Genomic DNA, 14,090 nt, shown 5'->3' with positions numbered 1-14,090 from the left:
TTTGCGCGCGAACGCCTTGGCGCATGCCTCAATATCGCGCCGTACAAACAAGGCGGCCGCGCGCGCCTGTCACAGGCGTTACTGGCCCGAAACAAACGTAGGAGCGAGCGCAGCTCGCGATGCGCCGCGCGGGCGGCGCTCGGTCTCACAGGCGCTGCATATCCGCCGGCAAACACTCAGTTCCCTGCTGCCAGCACCTGCGGGTTGGCCACGTTCTGCGGTGCCCCCCCGAAAAACGCCAGCACATTGTCAAAGGCATCACCGAAATACAGCTCGTAGCCGGTCTTTTCCACATACCCAAGGTGGGGCGTGGCCAGCACACGCGGGTGGCGCAGCAAGGGGTGGCCGGGGTCGAGCACCGGTTCCTGCTCGTACACATCCACCGCCGCGTAACCTGGCCGGCCTGTATCCAGCGCTTGCAGCAACGCCCCTGGGGCAATCAGTTCCGCGCGGCTCACGTTCACCAGCAGGGCGTCCTCCTTCATGCGTGTCAGGTCGTCCAACGTCACCCGGTGCCGGGTTTGCTCGGACAGGCGCAGGTTCAGGCTGACAACATCCGCTTCGGCAAAAAACGCCTCGCGTGACGCCGCGGCCCGGTGGCCATCCGCCGCGGCGGCGGCCCGGCTGCTGTCGCTGCCCCACACCAGCACCGGCATGTCGAACGCCTGCGCATAGCGGGCCAGGCGTTGGCCGATCTTGCCGTAGCCCCAGATACCCAGCACCTGGCCAGCCAGTGCCTGCCCCAGGTTGACTTGCCAGTGGCCTTGGCGGAAGGCATCTATGGCCGGCACCAGTTGGCGGCGGGCATTGAGTATCAGCGCCCAGGCCAGCTCCGCTGGGGCGACTGGCGAGCCCCGGCCCTCGGTCACCACGATGCCCCGGGCGGTACAGGCGGCCAGGTCGAGGTGGCTGGAGACCTTGCCGGTCTGGCTGATCAGCTTGAGGCTTGGCAGGCGATCGAGCAGGGCGGCGTCAATGCGGGTGCGTTCGCGGGTCAGTACCAGCGCGTCAGCGTCGGCAAAGCGTGCTGCCAATTGCTCGAGCGTCGCTGGCTGGGGGGCATGCAGTACGTGGACATCGTGCCCGTGCAGGCGACTGAAGCAGTCGAGGGTACGGATCACGTCCTGATAGTCGTCGGGGATGACAATGCGCATGGTGGTCGAGCCCTGGCAGTACTATGGGGGACCCACGATACCCCAACCTGACCTGCGTTCAAGTGCCTACAAGGGGGGTGATAGCTGCTCCACCAGAAAATCCACGAACACCCGCACCCGCGCCGGCATCGACGGCCCGCCCACGAACACGGCATGGATCGGCTCGCGGTCGTCAGGGTTGTAGGCTTCCAGCAGCGGAAGCAGGCGCCCGCTGGCCAGGTCATCGGCCACCGTGAAGGTGCCGATGCGAGCCACGCCTGCCCCCAGCCTGGCCAGCTGTGCCAGTGCTTCGCCGCTGCTGCATTCGATGTTGCCCCGCACCTTCAACGCAAAGACCTCGCCGTCGCGGCGGAACGGCCAGTCTGCTACGGCCCGGCGAAAGTTGAAGTGCAGGCAGTTGTGGCCGGCCAGGTCTTCAGGCACCAGCGGCGTACCGCAGCGCGCCAGGTACTCGGGCGAGGCCACGACCACCTGGCCGGTTTCGCCAATTGGGCGGGCGCTGAGCGAGCTGTCGGGCAGGTGGCCAAAGCGCAGTGCAACGTCGGCCTGGCCGGCGTGAATGTCGGCCACCTCGTCGCTGATGGTCAGGTCGACCAGTACCTGCGGGTAACGCGCGCTGAACGCCGCCAGCAGCGGCACCACGGTCAAGCGGGCATGCCCTTGCGCGGCGCTGATGCGCAAGCGCCCGCGCGGCACGCCCTGGTCGGCGATCGCATCCTCGACTTCCTGCAGGTCGGCCAGCACCCGCCGCGCGCCGCGCAGGTATGCCTCGCCCTCGGGGGTCAAGGTCAGGGCCCGGGTGGTGCGCAGCAGCAGGCGGGTGCCCAGGCGCTGCTCGGTGCGGGCGAGAATGCGGCTGACCGCCGAAGGGGTCAGGTTCAAGGCGCGGGCGGCGGCAGACAGGCTGCCCGCGTCCACCACCTTGGCGAAAACCGCCATTTCACCGGATCTACCGCTGAAGTCCATTTGTGCCTCGTAAGCAAAGGTGATTGGCAAAAAGGCTGTCTAGTGCGCCAGGGAAGCAGATCGTAGCATTTGCCGCATAGCCAAGGAGTTTTTGCCATGCGTATCAATCCACCTCTGGTCGCACTTGCCATCGGTGCCTTCGGCATCGGTGTCACCGAGTTTGCCCCCATGGGCATGTTGCCCAGTATCGCCACTGACCTTGGCGTTTCCATACCTGCTGCCGGGCTGTTGGTCAGTGCCTATGCCCTCGGCGTGCTGATCGGCGCACCGCTGATGACCCTGGCCACGGTAAGGATCCCGCGGCGTTACCTGTTGATCGGCCTGATGGCGATCTTCACTCTGGGCAACCTGATGTCGGCACTGGCCAGTGACTACGCCAGTCTGCTGGTTGCCCGCGTGGTCACGTCACTGAACCACGGCGCGTTCTTTGGCATCGGCTCGATCGTCGCCGCCAGCGTGGTACCGCCCGAGAAGCGTGCCGGGGCGGTGGCAGCGATGTTCATGGGCCTCACACTGGCCACCATCGGCGGGGTGCCGCTGGCCACCTGGTTTGGTGAAATGCTGGGCTGGCGCACGGCGTTCTGGGGCATCGCCGGGCTTGGCCTGATCGCGATGACCACGCTGTGGTATGCACTGCCGAACGTACCCTCGCCCAAAGGCGACGGGGCCATGGCCGAAATCCGCGTGCTCGTGCGGGGGCCGGTGCTGGCGGCGTTGTTGCTGACCGTGGTGGGCTCCAGCGCCATGTTCACGGTGTTCACTTACATTGCGCCGATCCTGCAGAACGAAGCTGGCGCGTCCACCACGTTCGTCACCGCCATGCTGGTGCTGTTCGGTGTCGGCCTGACCTTGGGCAACGTGTGGGGCGGCAAGGCGGCGGACCGCTCGGTCGAGCGCACCTTGATCCTGTCGTTGGCGGTGCTGATTGCCGTGCTGCTGGTGTTCCCGCTGGTACTGGACTGGCCACTGCCCACGGCACTGGCGATCCTGGTCTGGGGCGCGGCCAGCTTCGCCTTGGTGCCACCGCTGCAGATGCGCGTGATGGAAGCTGCCAAGGATGCCCCCAACCTGGCCTCGGCGGTGAACATCGGTGCATTCAACCTGGGGAATGCGATCGGCGCGGCGCTGGGCGGCGCGGTGATCAACGTGGGGTTGGGCTACGCGGCGATTGCCCTGGCAGGGGCGGCGATGGCGGCGCTGGGCCTGGTGCTGGTGCTGCTGTTTGCCTGGCGTGGCCGGGCGGCGGCCATGGCACAGTGCAATGTGCCAGGCTGACCGCGCCGGGGGGCTTTACGGGGTGCCGTTACGGCCATGCAGGTGGTAAGCCGGGCGCTCGCTCAGGCGCTCGTAGTAATCGCGCACAGCCGGTAGGTGCGGGTGCTCGAACGGCGTTTCGAACCAGCGGTTGACCGACAGGCCGATAGGAATATCGGCCAGGGTGAACTGGGCACCGGCCACGTAGGCGCCGGTAGCGGCCAGTTGCCGGTCGAGGATGTGCATGTAACGCGCCCAGTCCGCGCAACTCGCCGCCAGCGCCACAGGGTCCTGGTGGGCGGGCGAATGCCTGACCAGCGACATGAAGGCGTAGCTCCAGGCGCGGTTCAAGTCTGACGCCTGCCAATCTATCCACTGGTCGATCCTGGCCCGTGCCTGTGCTTCGCCGGGGTAGAACGCGGTGGCGCCATAGCGGTTGGCCAGGTAGCGGATGATGCTGTTGGACTCCCACAGGGTGAAGTCGCCATCCTGGATCACCGGAACCATGGCGTTGGGGTTCAATGCCAGGAATTGCGCGGTGTCGGTGGCCTTGAAGCCCGTACCCCAGTCTTCGCGTTCGAAAGCGACCTCGAATTCGGCACAGGCCCACAGGACTTTTCGCACGTTGATGGAAGAAGCTCTGCCCAATATCCGTAGCATGATGTTCGTCCTGAATGGGGGTGGTTGATCGTCCGCCACTGCCCGGTCTCGGTCAAGGGGCAGGGTGCAAGGGGGTTCTGCACGGTAACTTTGTAGGGCATTTCCGAAAATGAGCCGTTCCAGGCCCAGGTCATTGTGGTGGCCCAGGCCGCCGCCTAGTCTCGGCACGCTCACCCCCCCGAGGAATGAACATGGAAAACGACACCCCCGAAGACAACAACACGCTCAATGTGGTGGCGGCGGCCAGCCGTTTCGGCCATCCCGATGCCGAACTGGTGCACATGCGGCCGCAGTTGCCGATACGAACCGCGCTAACGGAAGCCTCGGCGATCATGGGCTGCATTACTGAAATCACGCGCAAGGCCATCGACCGGCCAAGTGACCGCAAGGTGATGATCAAGGCCACGTTCTACCTGGCGGGCATGGCCAAGGCACTGGTCGATGGCCAGCTGCTGCAGATGCGCCAGGCGCGCGAGAAGGAGGGCATCGAGTAGACAGGGTTGCCTGGGGGCCATGAACTTGGCACCCTTGGGCGGTTTGAATCGTCTGCATCACCTCAAAAGGAGGTTCGCATTGAGTTGGGACAAGGTGGGGAAGCTCCTGGTCGCGGTGCTGGTTGGCCTGATGGTCCTGTCGGCCGCCTACGCGTTGTTCAGGGGCAACCCGCGGCTGGAAGCGTCACTGACGTATGCCTACCTCACCTATCCTGGCCAGTTCAGCGAGCGCATCAGCAAAGCCAGCGACCAGCTCAAGTATGAGCAGTTGCAGGGGCGTATCAACAGCATCAGCCAGGGGCAGTTGAGCCACGATCAGGTCGAGCGCCTGGTCGAACTGGCTCAGTTGCCGTACGCCCAGCTGTTCGCCAAACCGTTCGAAGCGGGGTTGGTGGACCATCGTACCGGCTTGCTCATCGAGCTGCACAACAGTGGCGATGCGCCGGTGCGCCAGGTCAAAGTGCGCCTGCCAGGCAAAGGCCTGGTGCAGGTGCGCGATGCTGCTGGCAACGACACACTGCTGGAGCAGGCTACCGCGCAAGTGGACATCCCTGTCATCGAGCCGGGTAGCCGGTGCAAGGTGTGGGTGTATTTCGACGCCGATTATTCCCAGATCCGCCAGGGCGGCGTCAGCATTACCCATGCCGACGGCGCAGCCAATGTGCAGGTGTACCACGAAGTGATCGGCTTCCCGGCAACCGTGGCCCGCTACAGCCGCGAGCTCATGGGGCTGCTGGTGGTACTGGCGCTGGGCGTGCTGGGCCTGGGTTACGCGCTGCTGGCGCGCCGCGCAGCGCAGCGTTAGGCGCTGCGCCGCAGAGCCCAGGCGCCTGCCTTACTGTTGAACCTCGCGGCTGGCCGTCTGCTGCTCGCCCGCTGCCTTGCCCCCAGGCAGCTGATCGAACGGGTGCAAGCCGTCTTTGCGGTAGGGGTCGCCGATCCAGCGCGGCGCGGCCAGGAACTGCGCGCTCACCAGGCTCTTGGCCGGCTCGAAGCCGTCGTAGCTCAAACCGGCAAGGTCCGACAGCGTATGGATCAGGTGCGAGCTGCTGTACGGGCGCTTGGCCATCGCCTGCAGGTCCCGCGGGTGCTGGGCCTGCCAGCTGGGTGAGGTCCACACCAGGAACGGGATGGTGTACATCGGCCGGGTCGGCGCGCTTTCGTTGCGCCCCAGCCGGTCGTGGTTACCAGAACTGTATACGTCCTCACCATGGTCGGACAGGTAGACCAGGAAGCCATTCGGGCTGCCGGCAGCGTAGCGCTTGATCAGGCTCGACACCACGAAGTCGTTGTAGCGCACTGCGTTGTCGTAGAAATTGTAGGTTTGCACCTGGTCATCGGTCAGTGCACTCGGTGCGCCCTGCTTGTCGGTGAAGTGGGCATGGGCGTCCGGGTAGCGGTAGCGGTAGTCCATATGGGTGCCCAGCAGGTGCACGATGATGAACTTGTTGGGGGCCGGGTCTTGCAGGGCCTTCTCGAACGGCGCGAGCACCACGTCATCGTACTGGCTGGCATTCTGGTTGCGCTGGTTGTTCAGGTACACCGGCACGTCCGTCTGCTGCGAGAAGGTGGTGAGCATGGTGTTGCGCTTGGTCATGGTTTGCTGGTTGGTGATCCAGAAGGTCTTGTAGCCTGCCTGTTTCATCAGGTTGATCAGCGAGGGGTCGGTGAGGAACCGGTCCGGGGCCTGCTCATCGCCGAAGGTCAGAATCTGCTGCATCACTTCGATGGTGTAGGGGCGGGGTGACACCACATCGCGGAATACGGTCAGCCCTTTGTCGTTGGCAGCCAGCGCGTCGAGGTTGGGGGTGGTGTCACGGTTGTAGCCATACAAGTGCATGTGCTCGCGGGTGGTCGATTCACCCAGCACCAGAACCAGCGTGCGCGGTGCCGAACCGCTGTTGTCACGCAGGTTCTGCAGGGGCGGCAGGGCAGCATTCTGCGCCAGCAGCGCCTGCATGTTGTCCAGTTGCTGGCGGTACTGGCGGTAGCCGACCAGCAATTGCCAAGGCACAGCAGGTTCCATGCGCTGCTGTACCTTTTCCAGCGCATCGGCAAAATTGCGCTCCTGGGTGACCATTTGCTTGTAGAACGGCAGCACCAGGTTGGCTGCCACCAACAGCACCACCACTGGCAGGCGGCTGCGCAGCGGCAGGTAGACCGGGCGCACGCGGCGCCACAGCAATACTGCCCCCACGGTGTACAGCAGCAACGCCAGGCCCAGCCAGGCACTGAAGTACTGGCTGAAGTACTCACCGGCCTCGGCGGTGTTGGACTCGAACATCACGAAGATGACGCTCTGCGAAAACTCCTGGCGATAAATGCCGAAATAGCTCAGGCCAACCAGCGAAGCAGCCCACAGCAGCAGGCCGACGAGCGCCGCAGTGGCGCGGGTAAGGCGGGGCAGCAGCAGCACCGGGGCCAGCCACAGGCTGCTGAGGAAGAACGCATCACGGAAACCCGAGAAACCGGTAGTGCCACTGAACAGCAGCAATGCCTGGGTGACGCCAGAGAAATACCAGAAGAACAGCAAGAGCCAGCCCAGGCCGGCCCAGTCCACGCGGGAAGGGGAAGTGGTGTGTGACACGTGTGCCTCGTCGTACCTTGGTAGCCCGCAACTGTGTGCGTGGCCGGAAAGGGCGTGACGCTAATCTGTGGGCTGTGAAAATAACGTCAAGGCGAGCAGCCATCGGGCCTTGGTCGTAGCCCGCTGCGCAGCGGGTTGCTTGCACGGGTATGATGGCGGCCGCTAAACCGTACTCAAAGGCCGTGTGGACCATGAACCGTCGTAAGAAGATCAAGCAGCTGTTGCAGGCGCACCAGAAGAAAGCCAGCGCCAAACTCGCGCCGCGCAAGCCCAGGTACATCTGCAAGGCTGACCGTTTGAAGCTGGAAACAGAAGAGGTGGGGGCTGTCCCACCCCAGGCTGACTGAAGCGCGAGCAACCGATGGGTCGGCTTCAGCGGCGGTAGTGCCGGTGCTCGTCATAGTGGCGTTGGTGCATCGCCCGCTCATGGCGGCGCTCCCAATCCCGGCGGCGTTCCCAGTCACGTCGCCGCTCCCAGTCGCGCCGGGCCTGCTCGCGGCGCCACTGCTCGCGGCGCCAGTCGCCCCTGTGGTCGTGCCAGCGGTGGTCATCATGGGCCAGCAGGGTCGCCGGCTGAACAGCGGCCGCACTGGCCACGCTCGACCAAGGGTTGCTGGCCGCAGGCAACGCTGGCTGAACGGCCGGGGCCGCGACCTCGACCGGTTTCAGTGGCAGGGCCGAAGCCGTGCCCGCTGCTGCAAGCGAGAACAGACCGAACAGCATCCACCTGGCGACTTGTATTTTCATGAGCGAAGCCCACCTCTGATCACAATTGAGCTATCAGGCCAGGGGTGAGGCAAGCTGCTTCGCCTGCCGTGCCCGTTCTGTGCCACTCTCATAGACCAGTAACCAGGAAAAAGTTCGCTGCAGCAATAACTTGTACAATTATGCGGCAAGCAACCCGCGCGGCCCAAACCGGATCAGCGTTCGGCAAACACTGCGCGCAGGTGGCTGCGGTAATGCTCGAACGCTGCAATTGCGCCGGTGATCGCCTCGGCTTCTTGCTGTTCATCCAGCGCCAGGGCGTCCACACGGGCCACGAACTCACGCCAATGCAGCGCACGGCCATCAGGGTGCGGGGCCAGGTGGCTGGCGCCCTGACCCTCACCCAGGCCCAGGCGTTGGGTGTACTTGAACAGAAACGCAGCCCCCAGGTTCGACCCCTCGCTGCAATATAGCCAGCCCAACGCCTGCGCCGGGCTGGCGCACACCGCAGGTGGTGGCGGTGGCGCGGGCAGGCCCAGGTCCAGCAGGTCGGCCTGCACCGCGGCAAACCGTGACAAGGCCGACAGCCCCGGTAGTTGCCGGTTGAGCTGCGGGTCCTGATACAACGCCAGCAGGCTGCCATGAAAACCATGCTGCACCTGCAGGAACCGGCCGTAGCGCTCGCGGCTCTCAAAAGGCCGTGCCGCCATGACCAGCTGATCGACGCTGTCATGGTCGCGGCTGCTGGCCGCTTTCAAGCGTTGGCAGCGGCCTGGCTGCGAAACAGAGGGGGGTGCTGCGGTCATCGGCATATCCGTGGCATGAACGTAATGCGCCCATCATGCTTGCCACCCCGGCCAGCAGCAAGCGTTGCGCGGTGTCAGGCGCCTACCCGGCTGGAGCCCTTGCGCGAGCCGGCTGAGCCGTCGCGGGCAAACAGCCCATGGACCACTGCGCGCAACCAGCGGTTACCCCCGTCCTGGTGGTAGCGGGCGTGCCAGTGCTGCTTGACCGTGAAACCCTCGACCGCGAACGGGCAGTCGTGCACCTGCAAATCATGCATGTCGGCCAACGTCTGGCCGATATGGCGGGGCAGGGTGGCGATCAGGTCGGTGCTCCCGAGGATCATGCCCAGGCCCAGGAACGCCGGTAGCTCCAGCACGATGCGGCGCTCGATGCCGGCCCGCGCCAGTGCCGTTTCCAGCAGCTTCTGGCCGGTGCCGGCGCTGATCTGCACATGGCCTTCTGCGTGGTAGCAGGCCATGCTCAGGCCGCCGGCCAGGCGCGGGTGCCCGCGCGCGCTCAGGCACACCCAGTCCTGGTCGAACAGCACTTGCTGGTACATGCCACCGCCCAGCCACGGTACGAAGCCGATCGCCAGGTCAGCTTCACCCGATTCCAGCGCGCTTTCGCTATTGCCATCGATGCGTACCGCCTCCAGGCGAATGCCGGGCGCGTGGCTGCGCACGTGGTTGAGGATGCTGGGCAGCAAGGTGATGTGGCTGGCGTCGCTCACAAACAGGCGAAAGCGCCGTTGTGCGGTAGCGGGTTGGAACTGCGGTTCCCAGGCCGCCAGCCGGCGCAGTGATTCGAGGACTTCGCGGCACGGCCCGATCAACTGGTCGGCGCGTGGGGTGGGCGCCATGCCCCCAGGGGTGCGCACGAACAGCGGGTCGTTCAGTTGTTCGCGCAGGCGGCCCAGCCAGATGCTGATGGTCGGCTGGCTCTGCCCCAGCTGTTCAGCGGCGCGGGTAACGCTGCGGCAGTGGTAGAGCACATCGAACAGTTGCAGCAGCTTGGGTTCGGGCAGTACCGGGGCAGTGGTCATTATTGCAAATCTCAATGGGTCTATTTGCTGCATTGTATAGCGCTAATAAGCGTGGCTGCATAAGGTGATCGCAAACCACGGAGGTCTGCGATTTGAAAATCTGCATTCTGGGTGCCGGCGCCCTGGGCTGCGCCATCGGCGCGGCCTTGAGCGAAGCCGGGCATGAAACCTGGCTGCTCAACCGAGGCCGTGCGCATGTCGAGGCCATCAACCAGCACGGCCTGCAGGTGCAGGATGAGCGCGGCCAGCGCCAGGTCCGCGTGCATGCGGCGACGTGCGCCGATGAGGTGGGGGGGGCCGACCTGGTGGTGGTCCTGGTGAAGTCGTTCCACACCGCCGAGGCGATCGCCGGGGCCAAGGCGCTTCTGGGCCCGCAAACGCTGCTGCTGTCGCTGCAGAACGGCTTGGGGCACGAAGATATCCTGGCGCAGGCGGCCGGGCGCGAGCGGGTACTGGCTGGCAAGACCTATGTCGGCGGCGTGCTGCTGGCCCCGGGGGCGATCCGCGCCGGGGTGGCCGGCAAGCAGACCTACATCGGTGAACTGGACGGCCAGCGCAGCGCCCGCGTGCAGGCTATCGCCGAGGTATTCAACGGTGCCGGCCTGGCCACCACGGTCAGCGACAACATCCTCGGCACCATGTGGGACAAGCTGCTGGTCAACGTCGCCACCGGTGCGCTCAGCGCCATCACCAGGCTCAGTTATGGCCAGCTGTACAGCGAGCCGCTGCTGGCGAGCACCGCCAAGGCGGCCGTTGCCGAAGCGATCGCGGTGGCCGAGCGCGCCGGTATCCGCCTGAGCCTGACCAGCCCCGAGGCAGCCTGGCAGTTGGCCGCCGAAGGCCTGCCGGCGAGCTTTCGCACCTCGATGCTGCAGAGCCTGGAAAAAGGCTCGATCACTGAAATTGACTTCATCAACGGTTCCGTCGTGCGCTGGGGCCAGCGCCACGGCGTCGCCACCCCCGTCAACGCCACCCTGGTGGCGTGTATCAAAGGCATCGAACGCGCGATGGCCGACCAGCAGAACAAGGACAACCCATGAGCCAGCCGAAAGCCTACCTCGAACACGTCGCCTTCTGGGTGCGTGACATCAACTGGCATATCCGCTTTTTCAGCGAGGTGTGCGGCATGACCCTGCGCGAGTCGCAGGGTGACCCCGAGCAGCCGACCCAGTACTGGACCCTCGGCGGCCTGCAGTTCATCCACCAGCCCGACTTTGCAGGGCCTGAAGGGCGCATGGCGCACCTGGGGATCATGTGCGAAGACCTGGAGGCGGTGCTGGCGGCAGCACAGCGTTTCGGCGTCAGTGCAATGCCGCAGGGCCGCAACTGGCTGCGCTTGCCCGACGGCCTGGCGGTGGAGTTCATCCAGGCATTGCCCAAGGCGGCGGTGGCCCAGGCGCTGGCTATCAACCCACGTGCGCAGGTGCAGCCATGAGCGTGACTGAAAAGTACTGGGACGACGCCCGCGAGGGCGATGAATGCATCAGCCCGAGCTACACCGTCACCCGCGAACGCATCCTGGCCTATGCCGACCTGACCGGTGACCATACCCCGGTGCATGTCGATGAGGCGTATGCCAATGCCAGCCACTTTGGCTGCCTGGTTGCCCATGGCCTGTTCGGCCTGTCGATCGCCGATGGCTTGAAGACCCAATGCGATTACCGCTTCGTGCCGGGCATGTCACTGGGCTGGACCTGGGACTTCGTGTTGCCGATCAAGGTCGACGATGTGCTGCATGTGCGCATGCGCGTTGGCGCGATGCGCCTGAGTAAAAGCCGCCCGGGTTGGGGCATCGTGGTCCTGCCGTCGGAGCTGATCAACCAGCACGGCCAGGTCGTGCAACGCGGCGAGCACCGGCTGATGGTGCCGTGCAAGGGGGCAGCATGAGCCAGGCATTGCCATTGGCGGGTATCCGCGTCATCGACTACAGCCATTTTCTTGCCGGGCCTTATGTAGGGCGTTGCCTGGCGGCGCTGGGCGCCGAGGTGATCAAGGTTGAACGGCCAGGCAGCGGCGACGCCGGTCGCCAGCACGCGTTCACCCTGGATGACCAGCAAAGCGGTTACTTCCTGCAACTGAACATGGGCAAGCAGGGCGTCAGCGTCAACATGAAGGACCCACGGGGCAAGGCCTTCATGCAGCGCCTGACCGATTCGGCCGACGTGTTCATCGAAAACTACCGGCCGGGCGCGCTGGACAAGCTGGGGTTGGGCTATGCCGAGCTGGCGGCGCGCAACCCGCGATTGGTGTACTGCTCGATTTCGGCCTATGGCCACACGGGGCCGGACGCACACCGTGCCGGCTTCGGGCTGATCGCCGAGGCCAAGAGCGGGATCATGCAGATGGTTGGCGTGCCGGGCGAAGCACCGCCGTTGCTGCGCATTTCGCTGGGCGACATGTACACCGGCATCCACGCCGTGGCAGCCATCAATGCCGCCTTGCTGGGGCGCGTCAGCAGTGGCCGTGGCCAGCACATCGACATGGCCTTGTACGACACGCTGGTGTCGATGCATGAGTACGCGGTGCAGTGCTTCACGCTGTCCAACGGCACCGTACTGCCCGAGCAGACCGGCCATGACATGCCCACCTCGACGTTGTATGGGGTGTTCCGTGCCGCCGACGGCGACCTGGTGATCGCTGCCCAGGTCGATGACGCATGGCGGCGCTTTGCCGGCATGCTTGAAGCCAATGGTGGCCCGGCAGGTTTTGCCAGCGACAGCCGCTACCACAGCGTGAATGGCCGCAATGCCCACCGCGAGGCAATTCTGGCGGTGGTGCGCGATTGGGTGGGCGCGCGGCCAGTGGCGGCTATCCTGGCCTTGCTCGATGCCATCGACGTGCCCAGCGCCAAGGTACAGCGTATCGACGAGGTGCTGGCCGACCCGCAGATTCAGGCGCGCAACATGGTCGTCGAACAGCATCACCCGCGCTATGGCACACTGCGCCTGCCCAACCTGCCGTTCCGTTTTTCCGACTGCGACACCACCATCCACCAGGTGGCCCCGGACCTGGGCCAGCACAACGCCGAAGTCGCCGCCGGGCTTGGCTTCAGCGCCGAAGAAATCACCGCCATGCAGGCAGACGGGGTGCTGTTCACCCATGGAGAGGCACGATGAGCGACCGCTATGCAGTGATCGGCCGACCGATCAACCACACCAAGTCTCCGCTGATCCACGGGCTGTTCGCCCAAGCCTGTGGCCAGCAGCTGGAATATGGCGCAATCGAGGGGTCGCTGGAGGGCTTCGAGGCCCAGGTGCTGGCGTTCCGCGGTGAGGGCGGGCAGGGCATGAACATCACGGCACCGTTCAAGCTGCGCGCCTTCGAACTGGCCGAGCGCTGCAGCGAACGGGCGCAACTGGCCCGCGCAGCCAACGCCCTGAAGTTCGAGAACGGCGGCATCGTGGCAGAGAATTTCGATGGTATTGGCCTGCTGCGCGATATCGAGGTCAACCTCGGGGAGCCGCTGCATGCGCGTCGTGTGCTGGTACTGGGGGCGGGTGGCGCGGTGCGTGGGGCGCTGCTGCCGTTCCTGCAGGCCGGCCCTGCCGAGCTGGTGATCGTCAACCGCGACATGGCCAAGGCCGTGGCGCTGCGCAATGAGCTGAATCACCCGCGGCTGCGTATCAGCCGGTACGAAGAACTGCCGGGGCAGGCTTTCGATATCGTGGTCAACGCCACCTCTGCCAGCCTGGTCGGTGAGTTGCCACCGCTGCCTGCCGAGGCCTTGGCCAATACCCGGCTGGCGTACGAACTGGCTTATGGCAAAGGCCTTACGCCATTCCTGCGCCTGGCCCGTGAACAAGGTGTGGCGCGCCTGGCCGATGGTGTGGGCATGTTGGTCGAGCAGGCGGCAGAGGCGTTTGCCTGGTGGCGCGGGGTGCGCCCCGAAACCGGTGCCGTGATCGATCGCCTGACCATCCCGCTGGAGTAGGCCTATGGTTGCCAACGTGCCCGTGCAGCTCCGCGCCCACGAACGGCGGCTCGGTTGCCCATGACCGGGCAGCCAACGCAACGCCCTGGCACCCTGGCCCACCCGGCAGCCGCCCAGCGCTCGCGCCAGACCACCTGCATTGCCTTGCTGGTGGCCATCACGTTCTTCATGGAGAACCTGGACGCCACCGTCATTGCCACCGCGCTGCCGCAAATGGCCAGCGACTTCGGCCAGAGCGCGGTCAGCCTGAACATCGGTATCAGTGCCTACCTGCTGGCCGTGGCGGTGTTCATCCCGCTCAGTGGCTGGCTCGCCGAGCGCTTTGGCCCGCGCCAGGTGTTCGCCGGGGCTATCGCCTTGTTCACTGCCGCTTCGTTGCTGTGTGGGCTGGCCGCCAGCCTGGAAGCCTTCGTGGCTGCACGGGTGTTGCAGGGCATCGGCGGCGCCCTGATGGTTCCGGTGGGGCGGTTGGTGGTGTTGCGCACCACCGAGAAAAAAGGTTCATCGCGCT

17 protein-coding genes are annotated in these 14,090 nt (G+C 65.3%); 10 read left to right on the top strand and 7 right to left on the bottom strand.

Features of this window, described 5'->3' with window-relative positions:
• Positions 1-176 precede the first annotated feature (176 nt).
• Entirely contained in the window at positions 177-1,154 is a 978-nt protein-coding gene (locus GYA94_RS22310) for a D-2-hydroxyacid dehydrogenase family protein (RefSeq protein WP_054905655.1), read from the bottom strand.
• A gap of 66 nt (positions 1,155-1,220) precedes the next feature.
• The gene (locus GYA94_RS22305) at positions 1,221-2,120 is read right to left on the bottom strand and encodes a LysR family transcriptional regulator (protein WP_161893120.1); all 900 of its coding nucleotides are present in this window, start codon (positions 2,118-2,120) and stop codon (positions 1,221-1,223) included.
• Between the two features lie 96 nt (positions 2,121-2,216).
• On the opposite strand from GYA94_RS22305, the gene GYA94_RS22300 reads away from it, so the two are divergent.
• Entirely contained in the window at positions 2,217-3,395 is a 1,179-nt protein-coding gene (locus GYA94_RS22300) for an MFS transporter (protein WP_029886083.1), read from the top strand.
• A gap of 15 nt (positions 3,396-3,410) precedes the next feature.
• Here GYA94_RS22300 and GYA94_RS22295 read toward each other — a convergent pair whose 3' ends face one another.
• Positions 3,411-4,034, bottom strand: coding sequence for a glutathione S-transferase family protein (locus GYA94_RS22295; RefSeq protein ID WP_029886082.1), 624 nt, complete (start codon positions 4,032-4,034; stop codon positions 3,411-3,413).
• Positions 4,035-4,225: 191 nt separating this feature from the next.
• Here GYA94_RS22295 and GYA94_RS22290 point away from each other — a divergent pair, with 191 nt between their 5' ends.
• The gene (locus tag GYA94_RS22290; protein WP_009685125.1) at positions 4,226-4,528 is read left to right on the top strand and encodes a DUF3077 domain-containing protein; all 303 of its coding nucleotides are present in this window, start codon (positions 4,226-4,228) and stop codon (positions 4,526-4,528) included.
• Between the two features lie 79 nt (positions 4,529-4,607).
• Positions 4,608-5,333, top strand: a complete 726-nt coding sequence (locus tag GYA94_RS22285; protein WP_029886081.1) for a hypothetical protein — start codon at positions 4,608-4,610, stop codon at positions 5,331-5,333.
• Positions 5,334-5,363: 30 nt separating this feature from the next.
• Here the strand turns inward: GYA94_RS22285 and GYA94_RS22280 are convergent, their stop codons facing one another.
• Positions 5,364-7,115 carry a phosphoethanolamine transferase CptA gene (locus tag GYA94_RS22280; protein ID WP_161893119.1) on the bottom strand — a complete coding sequence of 584 codons (1,752 nt, stop codon included), beginning with the start codon at positions 7,113-7,115 and terminating at the stop codon, positions 5,364-5,366.
• 191 nt (positions 7,116-7,306) lie between these two features.
• Here GYA94_RS22280 and GYA94_RS22275 point away from each other — a divergent pair, with 191 nt between their 5' ends.
• Complete coding sequence (locus GYA94_RS22275) at positions 7,307-7,462, top strand: DUF2986 domain-containing protein (protein WP_110679867.1); 156 nt, start codon at positions 7,307-7,309, stop codon at positions 7,460-7,462.
• 25 nt (positions 7,463-7,487) lie between these two features.
• Here the strand turns inward: GYA94_RS22275 and GYA94_RS22270 are convergent, their stop codons facing one another.
• The 3 genes from GYA94_RS22270 to GYA94_RS22260 form a co-directional block, all read right to left on the bottom strand.
• The gene (locus GYA94_RS22270) at positions 7,488-7,862 is read right to left on the bottom strand and encodes a hypothetical protein (protein WP_255326973.1); all 375 of its coding nucleotides are present in this window, start codon (positions 7,860-7,862) and stop codon (positions 7,488-7,490) included.
• Between the two features lie 173 nt (positions 7,863-8,035).
• A complete protein-coding gene (locus GYA94_RS22265; protein WP_161893118.1) occupies positions 8,036-8,626 on the bottom strand; it encodes a biliverdin-producing heme oxygenase in 591 nt (196 codons plus the stop codon).
• Positions 8,627-8,700: 74 nt separating this feature from the next.
• Positions 8,701-9,648, bottom strand: a complete 948-nt coding sequence (locus tag GYA94_RS22260) for a LysR family transcriptional regulator (protein ID WP_161893117.1) — start codon at positions 9,646-9,648, stop codon at positions 8,701-8,703.
• A 92-nt stretch (positions 9,649-9,740) separates the two neighbouring features.
• Between GYA94_RS22260 and GYA94_RS22255 the strand changes: the two genes are divergently transcribed.
• From GYA94_RS22255 to GYA94_RS22230, 6 genes are all read left to right on the top strand, one after another.
• Positions 9,741-10,688, top strand: coding sequence for a ketopantoate reductase family protein (locus tag GYA94_RS22255; protein WP_161893116.1), 948 nt, complete (start codon positions 9,741-9,743; stop codon positions 10,686-10,688).
• On the top strand, positions 10,685-11,083 hold the full coding sequence (locus GYA94_RS22250; RefSeq protein WP_110679862.1) for a VOC family protein: 399 nt from the start codon (positions 10,685-10,687) through the stop codon (positions 11,081-11,083). Before GYA94_RS22255 ends, GYA94_RS22250 begins: the two co-directional genes overlap by 4 nt.
• Entirely contained in the window at positions 11,080-11,535 is a 456-nt protein-coding gene (locus GYA94_RS22245; RefSeq protein WP_029886074.1) for a MaoC family dehydratase, read from the top strand. Before GYA94_RS22250 ends, GYA94_RS22245 begins: the two co-directional genes overlap by 4 nt.
• Complete coding sequence (locus GYA94_RS22240) at positions 11,532-12,764, top strand: CaiB/BaiF CoA transferase family protein (RefSeq protein WP_029886073.1); 1,233 nt, start codon at positions 11,532-11,534, stop codon at positions 12,762-12,764. Before GYA94_RS22245 ends, GYA94_RS22240 begins: the two co-directional genes overlap by 4 nt.
• Positions 12,761-13,579: a shikimate dehydrogenase gene (gene aroE / locus GYA94_RS22235; protein WP_110679860.1), complete on the top strand. Its 819-nt coding sequence runs from the start codon at positions 12,761-12,763 to the stop codon at positions 13,577-13,579. The genes GYA94_RS22240 and aroE overlap by 4 nt, the downstream gene beginning before the upstream one ends.
• A gap of 168 nt (positions 13,580-13,747) precedes the next feature.
• Positions 13,748-14,090 (top strand): MFS transporter (locus tag GYA94_RS22230; protein WP_255326974.1); only part of this gene is annotated, 343 nt, incomplete at its 3' end.

Source organism: Pseudomonas juntendi, from assembly GCF_009932375.1.
GTDB lineage: Bacteria > Pseudomonadota > Gammaproteobacteria > Pseudomonadales > Pseudomonadaceae > Aquipseudomonas > Aquipseudomonas juntendi.
Note: the sequence above shows the minus strand (reverse complement) of the source record. Positions and strands in the feature narration are given on the sequence as shown.